This is a genomic window from Aeromonas sobria (assembly GCF_000820145.1).
Taxonomy (GTDB): domain Bacteria; phylum Pseudomonadota; class Gammaproteobacteria; order Enterobacterales; family Aeromonadaceae; genus Aeromonas; species Aeromonas sobria.
Map to the genome: position 1 here is coordinate 1 of NZ_CDBW01000025.1, position 12,869 is coordinate 12,869.

13 protein-coding genes are annotated in these 12,869 nt (G+C 56.3%); 3 read left to right on the plus strand and 10 right to left on the minus strand.

Annotation, left to right across the window (positions count from 1 at the left end; all coding sequences use genetic code 11):
• From BN1135_RS12060 to BN1135_RS12090, 7 genes are all read right to left on the minus strand, one after another.
• A partial coding sequence (locus tag BN1135_RS12060; protein WP_052443832.1) for a hypothetical protein occupies window positions 1–557 on the minus strand: 557 nt, incomplete at its 3' end.
• A 151-nt stretch (window positions 558–708) separates the two neighbouring features.
• The gene (locus BN1135_RS12065; protein WP_042021402.1) at window positions 709–1,275 is read right to left on the minus strand and encodes a hypothetical protein; all 567 of its coding nucleotides are present in this window, start codon (window positions 1,273–1,275) and stop codon (window positions 709–711) included.
• Window positions 1,276–1,479: 204 nt separating this feature from the next.
• On the minus strand, window positions 1,480–2,271 hold the full coding sequence (locus BN1135_RS21175; RefSeq protein ID WP_052443833.1) for an HNH endonuclease: 792 nt from the start codon (window positions 2,269–2,271) through the stop codon (window positions 1,480–1,482).
• A gap of 145 nt (window positions 2,272–2,416) precedes the next feature.
• Window positions 2,417–2,950, minus strand: coding sequence for a ParB N-terminal domain-containing protein (locus tag BN1135_RS12075; protein WP_042021404.1), 534 nt, complete (start codon window positions 2,948–2,950; stop codon window positions 2,417–2,419).
• Between the two features lie 709 nt (window positions 2,951–3,659).
• Window positions 3,660–4,529 (minus strand): 23S rRNA (adenine(2030)-N(6))-methyltransferase RlmJ, encoded by an 870-nt coding sequence (locus BN1135_RS12080; protein ID WP_042021405.1) that lies wholly within the window; start codon window positions 4,527–4,529, stop codon window positions 3,660–3,662.
• Window positions 4,523–4,984 carry a DUF2390 domain-containing protein gene (locus BN1135_RS12085; RefSeq protein WP_042021408.1) on the minus strand — a complete coding sequence of 154 codons (462 nt, stop codon included), beginning with the start codon at window positions 4,982–4,984 and terminating at the stop codon, window positions 4,523–4,525. Before BN1135_RS12085 ends, BN1135_RS12080 begins: the two co-directional genes overlap by 7 nt.
• Window positions 4,977–6,887, minus strand: coding sequence for an ABC transporter ATP-binding protein (locus BN1135_RS12090; RefSeq protein ID WP_042021411.1), 1,911 nt, complete (start codon window positions 6,885–6,887; stop codon window positions 4,977–4,979). Before BN1135_RS12090 ends, BN1135_RS12085 begins: the two co-directional genes overlap by 8 nt.
• A gap of 154 nt (window positions 6,888–7,041) precedes the next feature.
• On the opposite strand from BN1135_RS12090, the gene BN1135_RS12095 reads away from it, so the two are divergent.
• Window positions 7,042–7,455, plus strand: coding sequence for a CBS domain-containing protein (locus BN1135_RS12095; RefSeq protein ID WP_042021414.1), 414 nt, complete (start codon window positions 7,042–7,044; stop codon window positions 7,453–7,455).
• Window positions 7,456–7,587: 132 nt separating this feature from the next.
• Here BN1135_RS12095 and BN1135_RS12100 read toward each other — a convergent pair whose 3' ends face one another.
• From BN1135_RS12100 to BN1135_RS12110, 3 genes are all read right to left on the minus strand, one after another.
• Window positions 7,588–9,249 carry a hypothetical protein gene (locus BN1135_RS12100; RefSeq protein ID WP_042021417.1) on the minus strand — a complete coding sequence of 554 codons (1,662 nt, stop codon included), beginning with the start codon at window positions 9,247–9,249 and terminating at the stop codon, window positions 7,588–7,590.
• 169 nt (window positions 9,250–9,418) lie between these two features.
• On the minus strand, window positions 9,419–9,886 hold the full coding sequence (locus BN1135_RS12105; RefSeq protein ID WP_042021420.1) for a hypothetical protein: 468 nt from the start codon (window positions 9,884–9,886) through the stop codon (window positions 9,419–9,421).
• A gap of 42 nt (window positions 9,887–9,928) precedes the next feature.
• The gene (locus BN1135_RS12110; protein ID WP_042021422.1) at window positions 9,929–11,320 is read right to left on the minus strand and encodes an aminotransferase-like domain-containing protein; all 1,392 of its coding nucleotides are present in this window, start codon (window positions 11,318–11,320) and stop codon (window positions 9,929–9,931) included.
• Between the two features lie 118 nt (window positions 11,321–11,438).
• Here BN1135_RS12110 and BN1135_RS12115 point away from each other — a divergent pair, with 118 nt between their 5' ends.
• Window positions 11,439–12,035 (plus strand): LysE family translocator, encoded by a 597-nt coding sequence (locus BN1135_RS12115; protein WP_042021423.1) that lies wholly within the window; start codon window positions 11,439–11,441, stop codon window positions 12,033–12,035.
• A 125-nt stretch (window positions 12,036–12,160) separates the two neighbouring features.
• Window positions 12,161–12,751 (plus strand): LysE family translocator, encoded by a 591-nt coding sequence (locus BN1135_RS12120; protein WP_042021424.1) that lies wholly within the window; start codon window positions 12,161–12,163, stop codon window positions 12,749–12,751.
• The last annotated feature ends 118 nt before the right edge of the window (window positions 12,752–12,869 follow it).

Below are 12,869 nucleotides of genomic sequence, written 5' to 3' on the forward strand. Positions count from 1 at the left end.
CTGATTTGGGAAACAACGCCATGCTTAGATATAGCACTATGCAAGTTTTTCTGATTGCCATAGATGTTGTCGTAAACTTCAAAGAGTGACGTTATATGATCTTGTTCAAATGCTTCATCAACTGCTTTATTAGCTTTCTTATACTTCTCAATCGCAATGAGTACCTCGTCACTTAATAATGGCTCATAAACATTTAAAGCATCATTTAAGTGCTTAGATAACTTTTTGTACTTATCAGTTGAGTCATTAGGCCTATCAACAGAGTTTGCAATTCCTTGCTGAACTTCAAATTCAAAATCAGCCAACTCAGATGTTAACTCGATAACCTCTGCCAAGCTCTCAAGCAAACCGAGCAGATGGTTTTTGTTAATTTCCCAAATTCGATCTTTTCTTTGTTTTCTCACCGCATCAAAGTGAATAGCCGCAGCTATTGCTGTTGAAGATGCGATCACGATGTTAACAGCTATATTGGAATCAAAATCGTAATTTAGATCAAATGCTACGTACCAAATTGTTAGAGCAAAGCCCAACAAAATCCCAAGAATAAACTTAATCACTATGCACGATACTCCTTTATTCACATAACGCCCACCTAAGGGGCTGACAACGTATTACCACCAAACTCAAATACAGTAACCGAAACCACCGTGGCTCAATGGGACTGGAAACGCCGCGCGTTGACAGTCCCTCTTGAGGCGTTTGTTAAGTTTATATTTTGGGGGCATTTTTTATAAACATCTCAATCATTTGCATATCGAAAAAGACAACAAATGCCATTGTAGGAAAATAAATAAAATTACTGTATTTGTTCATTCCTAAACCTAGTCTCACTACATACAGCGAATAAACAAAGAATATTATTACTGTAAATATTGCCAAAACAAAAGGTGTCACTGCTGATTCTGATAAATTTTGTAGAAAATACAACATAGCGGTCAAAAACAAACCTGTTGTAGCTACATTACCATAGTGAGTCAGCAAGGCGTCCAGATATTTTTTGGACTTAAATTCATGAAAATCAAAAATACTATTGATTATTGCTTCTAAATCGATATTTTTTTGTGTAGCGACGTAGTTTATCGCTGTTGGGTAGATAAATGCTAATGCGATTAACAGAAAATAAGCCACATCGCGTTTAGCCCAATTTAGTGGGTTAAAACTTCCATATACACCAGAAAACACGAAATATAATATCAATGAAAGAATAAATGCTCCAACAAGAGCTAAGAAAGCTGCTAACCAGTTGCCTTCCTTTTTGATCGCTTGATCTGTCATAAGTTTCCTAAACTTGAATTAAACATAACGCCCGCTTAAGGGGCAGACAACGCTACTACCAACTTTCCGCATAACACCGTAATCACAAGAACCAACGCATAGTAAAAAAGCAGAAGACCTTGGACACCCATCTTTTTGGTTCGGGCTCTGCTACGCCTTGCTCAAAAAGGTGGGTGTCCCAGATTTGTGCACTTTAACCGTTTGTTATGCGATTTTTCCGTCTTCGATGATATCTCTTAATTCCTCTACCGATAAAGGAGGTCTTTTTGCATGTAGCATTCTATGACAATTCGCACAAACAGGGCGTAAATCCGTTGAGGGGTTAATTGTATGCTCACCTTTATATGTTGAAATGGGCTTCAAATGGTGCACTTCGATATATTTATCACCAAGTTTTCCATACACTTTACCAAACTCGAACTCACAAACATGACAACTATACCCAAATGTCATAATACATTTTTGGCGAGCTATTGGATTTCTATCGTACGTTGTAATAGTGACTTTCTTGGCTCTCCCTTCTTTATACTCAGGAATATCTCCATTATGTTTACCAAACTCGATTAGAGTTCTTTTTTCTAGCATTTTACAGATGGAGTCTGCATATTCTTTCGGAATATAAACACCACCACTTTCTGGAGTCCACTTGAAGTCTGGATAGTTCTTTTCTAACTCTTTAAGAGATATGATTGGCTCATCAGACAGAGCTTTAAAGTCCAACAAAGCACGCAATGCCTTTCCTTTATCTTTAGCCTTAACAGGATCCCAATGTTCTAAGAGATCTGGTTTAGTTAATACGTAACCACATCCTATGATACCTTTAGGCTCTAAACCTAGCCGCATCATATAAAATTTCTCACCAACCTCAATTTGCTTCCTTTTACCAGAACTCCAAATTTCTTGGTAACAACCATCCGTATTAACAGAGACAATGGCTTCCTTTAGATCATACCAAGCCCACTTTTGGGGGTTCCAAGTAAATAGATACGAATTCATTCATCAACCTTATAATCGCATAACGCCCGCCTAAGGGGCTGACAACGCATTACACTAAACTCAAACGCAACAACCGTAACCACCACGGTTCATCGGGACTGGAAACGCCACGTGTTGACAGTCCCTCTTGAGGCGTTTGTTAGGCTTATGCCCAACGTATACCCATAAACTTATTAAGCGCTGTAACATGCTCTGGATACGCATATATCGAAACTTCTTCGATTCCTATAGCTTTAGCCACAGCGTATCGGTGATGACCACCTTGAAAAATAACTTCGTTATTCTCGACAGGTTTAATTATTGGTGGAGTAATGGGGTTACCCTCAGATAAATACACTATCATCTCAGCTAATTTCGATTGGCAGCCAAGTTCCCATAACTCATCGCCATCTCGTCGACTGTAATGACACAAATGTTTATCAAACTCCAATAAGGGCATGTGACCGAGAACAAGTCCTTCAGGGAACATTTTTTCAAAATCAGCTTGCGTTAAACCGTCAAAGCAAAACTTTTGAGATTCCAACCGGTAGTCCCAGTTAAATTTGATTACTGGCCATTCTTCCGGTGGCTTATTGTATAAATATTTTGATTTGTTAAAAACTCGCTCATTTTCATCGGTTTCACGTCTATAGTGTTCAGCACTTTCATATCCCAATACTTGGGCTAATTCATCATCCATTTCGTTAATATGTTCCTCTGATAAGCCTAACAGTGATTAGATAGAAGGCGGCACTAATCCGTTAGCAGAGCATTCCATATAACTCCGTAACATTTTCACTGCCGCCAAGTAAAAAAATCATTAAATCATAATGTTACAAACTTGTTCTCGTGCTGAGCGTATTCGCTTGACTTCCTCTTTTTGCGCCACCGTTACTACTGTATAAAAAATCAGTGCTCAGGGCACTCTTGGCAAGCGCCGCCAAAGCACGCCTGCATGAGCAGGTCAGAAATCAGCATAAGGCCGACACTATGTTGACTGGGTGGTCGTGGGCTACGTTCGCTTATCCATTCCATCCGGCATGGCTACCGCCCCTGAATTACAGCCTCCAGTCTGCTGCGTTTAACCAATGGGGTGTGGCTGGCATGGCTCATGGGGTGACTCCGACGAGGCTTTTGTTGCCAATTGGATATATTACCGGCTCATTGGCCAAGGGAAAGGGGGATGCGGGGAGTTTCTGAGCCAGATCAAGCAATTAATAAATCGCGACCGGTTGGCGCAGGGAGTGGAAAGTGCGGCCACTGTGTTGCTGGATAAAGAGTGTTGGCGGGTAAAAAACAAGAAGCCCCGGAACGGGGCTTCTCTTTGCGGGCCATGCCGCCACTGTGAACGGCTTGGGTGAGCGACTTGCTGGCGCGTTGGCTGGGCGCCGGAGCGAGCTGGTGCGGGCCTACTCTGCGACCTTGTTGAGCCACTCCACCTTGTACTGGGCTCCGGCGCCCTGGGCCAGCTTGGCACACAGCGGTTTGAGGAAGGCCTCGATCTGCTCGTCCAGCATCCAGGGCGGGCTGATGATCAGCATCCCTGAGCCGTTCATGCCCCAATCGGCGGTCTGAGCGGCCACTTCCAGCTCGGCTACCAGTACGTTACCGAAGTTCTCCCGCTTGATGGCGCGCAGCATGTCGCGGGATTTGTCCGCCTCTTGCCCGAGGATCGGATACCAGAGGGCGTAGATGCCGGTCGCCCAGCGTTTCTGCGCCTTTTTCAGGGTATCGACCACGGCGAAGTAATCTTCCTTCAGCTCGTAGGGCGGATCGATCAGCACCAGCCCGCGGCGCGGAGTCGGCGGCAGCAGGGCGATCAGCCCCTCGAAGCCGTCACGGTGGTGAACGGCCACGCGAGGGTCATAGCCCATGTTGGCGCGCAGATCGTCCACTTCGTTGTTGTGCAGCTCCATCAGCGCCAGCTTGTCCTGCTCGCGGGTGAGGCGGCGTGACAACTCGGGGGAGCCCGGGTAGTAGTGCAGCTCGCCGCCGTCTCCTTCTTGAGCTGGGTTCATCTCTTCGATGACGCCGAGATAGGGGGCCATGGCTGACCACTGGGCCCGCTCATCCCACAGGCGGCCGATGCCGTCGGCATACTCGGCCTTCTTCTGGGACCAGTCGCCGCGCAGGTCGTAGAGACCGCCACCAGCATGGGTGTCCAGCACGATGAAGGGTTTATCCTTCTTCTTGAGGGATTCGATGATCAGGGCCTGAACGGCGTGTTTCAGTACGTCGGCATGGTTGCCGGCGTGAAAGGCGTGGCGGTAGCTCAGCATATTAGGTCTCTGAGGGGCCCCTGTTGGGCACCCAATAACGATAGATAGTTCAACAAATTGCGGCTGTTGCCGCGATACAGGGAGAGGCTGCGCAGGGTCTGCAGCAAGACCCCTTGCTGCAGCCGTTCCAGCTCCAGCTCGTGGGCCAGCATGGTTTGGTACTCCTGCGCATCGATCCGTGCCTTGGCGCTCTGGCGCAGGGCGCGCCACGGGGTCAGCACAGCTTCGGTCTGCACCAGCGCCGGTTGCAGATCGGTGAGATCGACCACGATGCCGAGCTGATCGAGCCGGTGCAACAACAGCGCCAGATTGACGTTGCCCCCCAGCGTTTGCACGGTGAGCCAGTCCTGACTGCGCTCACCATAGATCTTGCCACTCCAGTGCCAGAAGCCCAGCGGCGTCGGTAACTCATGTACCGCGATCCGCTCGCTTGCCATCAGCTGCTCATCACGCAAAGAAGGCTTGCTCCATGGTTTCCAGCTCCTCAGAGAGGCTCATCCACTCCAGCTCAACTTCCTCCAGCTGCTCCTTGAGGGGGCCCTGGGATTTGAGCAGTTCGGAGAGCTGGTTCTTGGCGCTCTCTTCATAGATGGCAGGATCGGCCAGCTGGCTCTCGATGTCGCCAAGCTTGCCCTGCAGCTTCGCCATGCTCGCTTCAAGTTTTTCGAGCTTTTGGCGCAGCGGGCGGGTCTGCTGGCGGAACTGGGCTTCCAGTCGTTTCTGATCCTTGCGTGCCACTGCCGAGTTGGCAGAGACCGGGCCATCAGCCGGTTTGGCGTTGGCCTCTTTCTCCTGCTCACCGAGCCACTTGTGGTAGTCGTCCAGATCGCCGTCGAACGGCTCGACCCGGCCACCGTGCACCAGATAGAAGTCATCGGTAGTGGTACGCAGCAGGTGGCGGTCGTGCGACACCACCACCATGGCCCCTTCGAAGCCTTGCAGCGCCATGGTCAGGGCGTGGCGCATCTCCAGATCCAGGTGGTTGGTCGGTTCATCCAGCAGCAGCAGGTTCGGTTTTTGCCAGGTGACGAGGGCCAGCACCAGCCGCGCTTTTTCGCCGCCGGAGAAGGGGGCCACCTTGTCGAGGGCCTTATCACCGTGAAAGCCGAAGCTGCCCAGATAGTTGCGCAGCTCCTGCTCGGATTTGTCCGGCGCGAGGCGGGCCAGATGATCGAGGGGGGTATCGTCAAGGCGCAGGGTCTCCAGCTGATGCTGGGCGAAGTAGCCGATGCTGACCCCGGCGCTCACCTCCAGCTTGCCAGACAGCGGCGGGTTGGAGCCCGACAGCATCTTGATGAAGGTGGATTTACCGGCGCCGTTGCGACCGAGCAGACCGATCCGTGAACCCGGTACCAGGTTCATTTTGATCTTCTCCAGAATGACCTTGTCACCGTAACCGGCGCACAGGTTCTCCATGGCGATCAGCGGGGTCGGCAGGGCAGACGGCTGGCGAAACTCGAAGCTGAATTCGGAATCGGCGTGGGCGGGCAGGATCTTCTCCATCCGCTCCATCGCTTTGAGGCGGCTCTGGGCTTGACGAGCCTTGGAGGCTTTGTAGCGGAAGCGATCGACATACGCCTGCATGTGGGTCATCTCCCGCTGCTGCTTCTCGTACATGGATTGCTGCTGGGCCAGCTGTTCGGCGCGCTGCAGTTCGAAATCGGAGTAGCCGCCGGTGTACTCGTTGAGCTTGCCGTTCTCGATATGGATGATGCGGTTGATCACCGAATCGAGGAAATCGCGGTCGTGAGAGATAAGCACCAGCGTGCCCTGATAGCCCTTGAGCCACTTCTCCAGCCAGATCACCGCATCGAGATCCAGGTGGTTGGTCGGTTCATCGAGCAGCAGCAGATCGGATCGGCAAAGCAGCGCCTGAGCGAGGTTTAGACGCATTCGCCAGCCACCGGAGAAGCTGCGCACCGGCGAGCCGAGCTGTTCGTCGCTAAAACCCAGACCATGGAGCAGTTCGGCCGCGCGGGCGCGAATGCTGTAGGCGCCTATGGTATCGAGCTTGCCATGCAGCTCGGCGACCAGCAGGCCATTGTCATCTTGTTCGGCCTGCTGCAGTTGGCCTTCCAGAATGCGGAACTCTTTGTCGCCGTCGATCACGTAGTCGAGGGCGGAGCAATCGAGCGCCGGGGTTTCCTGGGCGACACCGGCAATCTGCCAGCCGACCGGCAGACTGAAAGCGCCGTTGTCGATGCTCAGCTCACCGCGAACCAGTGCAAAAAAAGTGGACTTGCCACAGCCATTTTTACCCACCAGGCCCACTTTGTGGCCGGGGTGAATGGTGGCGGATGCGTTGTCCAGCAGCTTGCGGCCGCCGCGGATCAGTTCGATTTGACTGGCAACTATCATGGAGAGGGTCTGCTTGCTCAAAATGGAGGAGAAAATCTGGCGCGGATCTTACGTGAAATGGCGATGATTTGCACTTGAGCAAAGGGTTGGCCACTGGCTGGCGCGGTAAAAACATGCCATAACAGAGAAACCAGTTCAGTTCGCGGAGGTTAGCATGCATATCAGGGATATTATGACGACTCGAGTCGCCACCGTTTCTATGGATGATCGACTCACTGTCATCAAAGGTATCTTCGAGCAGGCTCACTTCCGCCATCTGCTGGTGCTGGAGGAGGATAAACTGGTGGGGGTCATTTCGGACCGGGATCTGTTTCGCGCCATCAGCCCCTACCTCGACTCCGAGGCCGAGATGAGCCGCGATACCGAGACCCTCAACCGGCGGGCTCACCAGGTCATGAGCCGTCAACTCATTACCATCGGCCCCCATCTCACAGTGCGTGACGGCGTCAAGCTGATGCTGGAGAAGGGGGTCTCCTGCCTGCCCGTGCTGGAGAACGGCGAGCTGGTCGGCATCATCAGCTGGAAGGATTTTCTCAAGGTGGCGCTGGAGAGTGACGCGCTGGATTGAGCCCGGCGTTCATCGTACTAAGCTGACACAGAGCACTAAAAGAGAGAGGGGAGCCAAGGCTCCCCTCTCTCTATTTGAGCGCAGCTGACCAGAGCGCCACTGATGGCACCGGTTGGCGCGCCGTCTGCACCATCATGACTCGGGCCGCCTTTCGACAAGGCATGAGGGGCCGCTGCCGGAGAGGTGTGGCTGCAAATGGGTGCGGATCTCGCGCAGGGTGTGCTGGTACTGCTGTCCATGTTGATCGAGAAACGCGGGGCTGTGTTTGAGGCGTCGCTCCAGAGTGTCGACCAGTAGCGCCACCTTGGGGGCCGCCATGCCCGCAGGCCAGCCGTGTTGCAACAACTCCAGCAGGTGCCAGGCATCGCCGGGCAGAGCGGGGAACTCCACCAGCAACTGCAAGCCCGCCTGCAGAGCAGTCTGATACTGGTTGGCCTGCATCGCCTTGTGGCGCAGCTGGCGTAGTTCGCTCAGCCGTTGTTCTCGCGCCGTCAGGCGCTGGCCCAACTCGGTCACCAGATGATGAAACAGCTGGCGGGTCAGCGGGTGGGGGGCCACTCTGGCGCGGTAATGGGTCAGCTGGGTCAGGTAACGCTGGGCGTGGTGGGGCAGGCCACAGAACTGGCTGACCGCAAAGCCCAGCAGCAAGGCGAGATGGTTGTCGCTCGCATCGTCCGGCTGGTGATGGGCAATCAGGATCAGCGCCTCGTCAAAACGGTACTCCAGCCCCAGCATCAGCGCATGCAGCAGCCCATATTCGTGGGGTTCCAGCGTGGTCGTCCGTTTGAGGTGATCCCACTGCTGTTGCAGGGAACGAAGCCGGTTGCCGGACGGGGTTCCCCACAGCACCGCCAGACTGGCATTGAGCATAAAGCCGTCGATGGTAAGCCGGATGTGCTGTTCGGTGAAGTGGCGCAGGGTCAGGCTGTTGGCCTGCTCCAGCACTTTCTCCTCGTTTTTCTGCACCAGCCCGAGCAACATCGCCAGCTGATGCCAGCGCGGCTGATGGGGGCGGATCTGCTGCAGTTCCCCCATGGTTTCCCACGCCGCCTGCCACTGATGTTGGTGCAGCTGGCTGGCCAGTGTCAGCTCCAGCCGAGTGGCGGCAGGCAATTTGGCCTGATGACGTTGCAAGTCGGTCTGGGCGTTCTGCAGTTTGCCCAGCCCCAGCATGGCGTAGAAGAACCCGGCGCGTGGCCAGCTCGCCAGATACTCGTTGGTACAGAGAGCGTAGTGCTGGGCGGCGGCGATCCTCTCGGCCGACTGCAGCAGCAGGTAACCCTTGAGCCGATCCAGCCAGGGGGCCAGCGAGCGATGCTCCCGCTGAAACAGCAGGTCTTCGCACAGGGCGGTGGCCAGTTGCCACTCTCGCAGCAGGATGGGGGCGGCCAGGGTGCGAGTCAGGCTGCTTAATTTCACCAGTTGCTCGAGCACGACGGTGAGCTGCTGGGTCATGAAGGGGAGCTGCAGATAGAGGGAGAAGTAGAGATCCGAGGGGAGAAAATCCTGTTCACTCTGATCGGCATCCAGCAACAGCAGTACGCAACCGGGTTGCAGCAGGCCGAGGTAGTGAGCCTCGTGCAGCAGGCGAGCCCCCTCCAGCCCCTGCTGTTTGTCCTGCTGGCAGATGATGGCACTGAACGCCTGTTGTTGCAGCAGGGCAAACAGGCCGCTGTGTACGTGGCCAGGATGACTGTGGTAGTGGATCTGGTCGGCGGGCACACCCTGTTCGGTTAGTTGTCGGGTGATGGCGCTGCGGAGTAGGGGAGCCTCTTCAAGCAGCAGTATCGTCATGCGCGCACTTCCTGTGAGCAAACCATTCAGTTGATTATGGTAGACCCAATGGGAACATCGGCCCAGTACTTAATAAGTGAAAAGTCAACAGTAGTCAGCAGGGTGGCGGAGGGGGCACTATAAGCAGCTATTTCAATCGGTTGTTGTCATCTCTCATGGCTGATATCGGTTATTGCCGAGGGCGGGCCTGCGCTGCAAAGGGGCAGTCGGCCTGGTGGATCAGCCGCGAGCCCTGGCCATGTTCCCCCTGCCAGCTTAATTCCAGCTTGCCGAGGCGGCCCAGATGGCGCAGCTCGAACTCGTAGCGCTGGCAGAGGTTGTCCTGAGGCAGGGTCGTCATGCCCGCTGGCAGCAGGTAGCGATAGCTGAGCAGCGGCCCATCCTCCAGCTTGCTGCTCACTGGTACCAGCCCCTCCTGCGTGGGCTGTGGTGCACGGAGTGCGCGGCGCAGGCTCAAGGGGGCATCGATCGCCTTTTGATAATGCAGGCCGTTCATCGCCGCCAGCTCCTCTTCCAGCCGTTGCAACTCCCCTTCCAGTCCATTGAGCGCGGCACCCAGCTGCTGGTGGGTCGATGATGAGGCACAGCCGCCCAGCAGCAGGGTGGCAAGCAGCAGTGCGGCTCTGATGGGGGGCATGGCATCTCCTTGGCGAATGAGGGGCAATTCGGGCGGCCCTGACTATAGCAGGGGGTTGCTGGGGGGCGTTCCCTGCAGTAGTTGCGCCAGACGGGCCAGCCCTTCGCCGACCCGGGCGTCGGTGGCGGGCTGGCTCAGGCTCAGGCGCACCCCTTGCGGAGCGGCAAACTGGCCGGCGGCGAAGTGTTCCCCGCTCGCCACGCCGACGTCAAGGGCATCGGCGGCGGCGGCAAACTGCTGGCTGCGCCAGGGTTCCGGCAGCGGCAGCCAGGCGTGCATGCTCCCTTGCTGCCAGCGGGCGGCGGGCAGCAGATGGCGCAGCAGTTCGCCACGGCGTTTCAGTATCTCTCTCTGTTGTTGGATCAGCGGCATGATCTGGCGCTGACTGACCATTTTGCAGGCAAGCTCGATCAGCAGCGGACTCACCATCCAGCTCGACAGCCGCATGGTCTGGGCGAAGGCGCTGCGCAGGGCGGGGGGAGTCAGCACGAAGCCGACCCGCAGACCGCCGCAGGCGATCTTGGCCAGACTGCCCAGATAGATGACCCGCTCCGGCGCCAGATTGACCAGCGGCTCTGGGTGGGGCTCCGGCAGCAGGCCGTTGACGTCATCTTCGATGATCAGCAGATCGTGGCGGCGGGCGATGGCGACGATGGCCTCCCGCCGCGCCAGACTCATGATGGCGGTAGTGGGGTTTTGCAGGGTCGGGGTGAGGTAGAGCAGCTTTGCCCGGCGGGTGCGACAGGCGGCCTCCAGCGCCTCGGGCAGCAACCCCTCCTCGTCCATCGCCAGCCCCACCACCTGATTTTTCAGCTGGCGGGCGTTGCCCAGCATGCCGGGGTAGCTCAATCCTTCGCACAAAATGGTCTCCCCCACGCAGTTGGTGGCCAGCAGCGCCAGCATGATGCCGTGCTGGGCACCGTGGCTGAACAGCAGACGATCCTCACTGCAGTCCACCCCTTGCTCCACCAGCCAGTCGACGAACTGCTGGCGCTGATCCGGCCGCCCCGCCTCTTGGTCGTAGCCGAGCAGGGCGTTGAGATCCCCGTCCGCCACTTCCCCCAGCAGGGGACGAATGATGGCGGCCCGATCCAGCTGCACCGGCAGGTTCTGCCACAACTCGATGCGGTGCCCCTCCTCTTTGCGGATCACCCACTCATTGGCGGGATCGGTACCCGCCCCCCTAACCTCGCTTCCCTTAACCCAGGTGCCGTGGCCCACTCGGGCTGCCAGCAGGCCGCGCCGCTCCGCCTCGCTGTAGGCGCGGGTGATGGTGCCGACGGTGACACCCAGGCGATCCGCCAGCGAGCGGTGGGTGGGCAATCGGGTCTGCGGGGGCAGTTCGCCGCTTGCGATCCCCTGTTCGATCGCCTTGACCAGCTTGAGGTAGAGGGGGCCATCGAAGGCGGCCAGGTCGGGGGTCCAGATTGTCATGGTGACAATAAATCCATTGATCCAAATTTGTTCCCAATATAGCGTGAATTTCATCCCAACCACAACCAGATAGTGCACATTGTATCGATACAATGTGGCAAATATAAGGAGTCACAATATGACGATGGAGTGGTATGTCACCCTGTTCGGTTTTGCCGTACTCACCTGCGGTACGCCGGGGCCCAACAACCTGATGCTAACGGCCTCCGGCGCCAACTTCGGGGTGCGCCGCACCCTGCCACATCTGCTCGGGGTGGGGGTGGGGCAGCCGGTGTTGCAGCTGGTACTGGCCTTGGGGCTCTATCCCCTGTTCGAGCGTTGGCCGCTGCTGCGCCTCGGTTTGCAGATCTTCGGCAGCCTCTACCTGCTGTGGCTGGCCTGGCGCATCGCGGTGGCCGGTGCACCGGGAGATCCGGCCCGGCGCGCTCGTCCGCTGACCATGCTGGAAGGGCTGGGTTTTCAGTTCCTCAATCCCAAGGCGTGGATGATGGGGATCTCCGCCATCAGTCTGTTCAGCCTCTCCGGTGCCAGTTACTGGCCGAGTCAGCTGGCGGTGATGACCATGTTTGTGCTGGTGGCGCTGCCGGTCTGCTTTGTCTGGGTGCTGTTCGGCCATCAGCTGAGCAACTGGATCAGCTCGGATCGGGGCTGGCGGCGGCTCAATGGATCCCTCGGCCTGCTGACGGCGCTCTGCGTGGTGATGCTCTGGTATTGAACCGCGCAGCGTTGATGGACGAGGTGGCCAAGAAAGAGGCATTTCTGACTTGTCGCCACGGGGTTGGCTCTGCATATTAGAAGGCTTTCCCCATAACGGGCGCTTTGCATCTACAAGAGGTTGAGATGGATCTGAACTGGTTACTGCCCCTGGCGGGGTTTGCCTTGGTCACCTGCGGCACGCCGGGGCCCAACAATATGCTGCTCACCAGCGCCGGCGCGGCGCAGGGCTTTCGCCGCACACTTCCCTTGCTGGTAGGGGTGGTGGGGGGGATCAATTTGATGATCCTCGCCACCGCGCTGGGGCTCGGCGTGGTGTTTGAGAAAGTGCCGCTGCTGCACGACGGCCTCAAGCTTATCGGCTCGGCTTATCTGCTCTGGCTGGCGTGGAAGGTGGCGACCGCCAGCGGCCCGGCCGAGGGCAATCGACCACTCATTCCCGCCCATCAGGGGGCCATGCTGCAACTGCTCAACCCCAAGGCGTGGATGATGGCGCTCTCCGCCATCAGCGGTTTCACCCTGGCGGGGGAGGCTTACTGGCCCTCCGCACTCTGGGTGTTGGCGATCTTCTTTATTACCGGCCTCTACACCGGGGCGTTCTGGGTGCTTTTTGGTGCCCAGGTGCGGCAAATCATTCGCACCGCCCGGGGTTGGCGACGTTTCAATCTTGGCATGGGGCTGGCGACGGCCGCCTGTGTCGGGATGATCTGGCTTTAGCCCAGGGCTGACCCGGGCCTTTACCGGCTGTCTTGTTGGCCCTGCGGGGCCTTTTTTATCTCGCCCGCGTTGCCTTGCCTGCAAGGTGGCGTGGTACTGCCCTCCCTTGGGGTGAAAG

What these genes read in the sequence shown, in the direction of transcription:
- BN1135_RS12065 (WP_042021402.1), bottom strand. Translation starts at nt 1,275, where the DNA reads ATGACAGATCAAGCGATCAAAAAGGAAGGCAACTGGTTAGCAGCTTTC.
- BN1135_RS21175 (WP_052443833.1), bottom strand. Translation starts at nt 2,271, where the DNA reads ATGAATTCGTATCTATTTACTTGGAACCCCCAAAAGTGGGCTTGGTAT.
- BN1135_RS12075 (WP_042021404.1), bottom strand. Translation starts at nt 2,950, where the DNA reads ATGGATGATGAATTAGCCCAAGTATTGGGATATGAAAGTGCTGAACAC.
- BN1135_RS12080 (WP_042021405.1), bottom strand. Translation starts at nt 4,529, where the DNA reads ATGCTGAGCTACCGCCACGCCTTTCACGCCGGCAACCATGCCGACGTA.
- BN1135_RS12090 (WP_042021411.1), bottom strand. Translation starts at nt 6,887, where the DNA reads ATGATAGTTGCCAGTCAAATCGAACTGATCCGCGGCGGCCGCAAGCTG.
- BN1135_RS12095 (WP_042021414.1), top strand. Translation starts at nt 7,042, where the DNA reads ATGCATATCAGGGATATTATGACGACTCGAGTCGCCACCGTTTCTATG.
- BN1135_RS12100 (WP_042021417.1), bottom strand. Translation starts at nt 9,249, where the DNA reads ATGACGATACTGCTGCTTGAAGAGGCTCCCCTACTCCGCAGCGCCATC.
- BN1135_RS12105 (WP_042021420.1), bottom strand. Translation starts at nt 9,886, where the DNA reads ATGCCCCCCATCAGAGCCGCACTGCTGCTTGCCACCCTGCTGCTGGGC.
- BN1135_RS12110 (WP_042021422.1), bottom strand. Translation starts at nt 11,320, where the DNA reads ATGACAATCTGGACCCCCGACCTGGCCGCCTTCGATGGCCCCCTCTAC.
- BN1135_RS12115 (WP_042021423.1), top strand. Translation starts at nt 11,439, where the DNA reads ATGACGATGGAGTGGTATGTCACCCTGTTCGGTTTTGCCGTACTCACC.
- BN1135_RS12120 (WP_042021424.1), top strand. Translation starts at nt 12,161, where the DNA reads ATGGATCTGAACTGGTTACTGCCCCTGGCGGGGTTTGCCTTGGTCACC.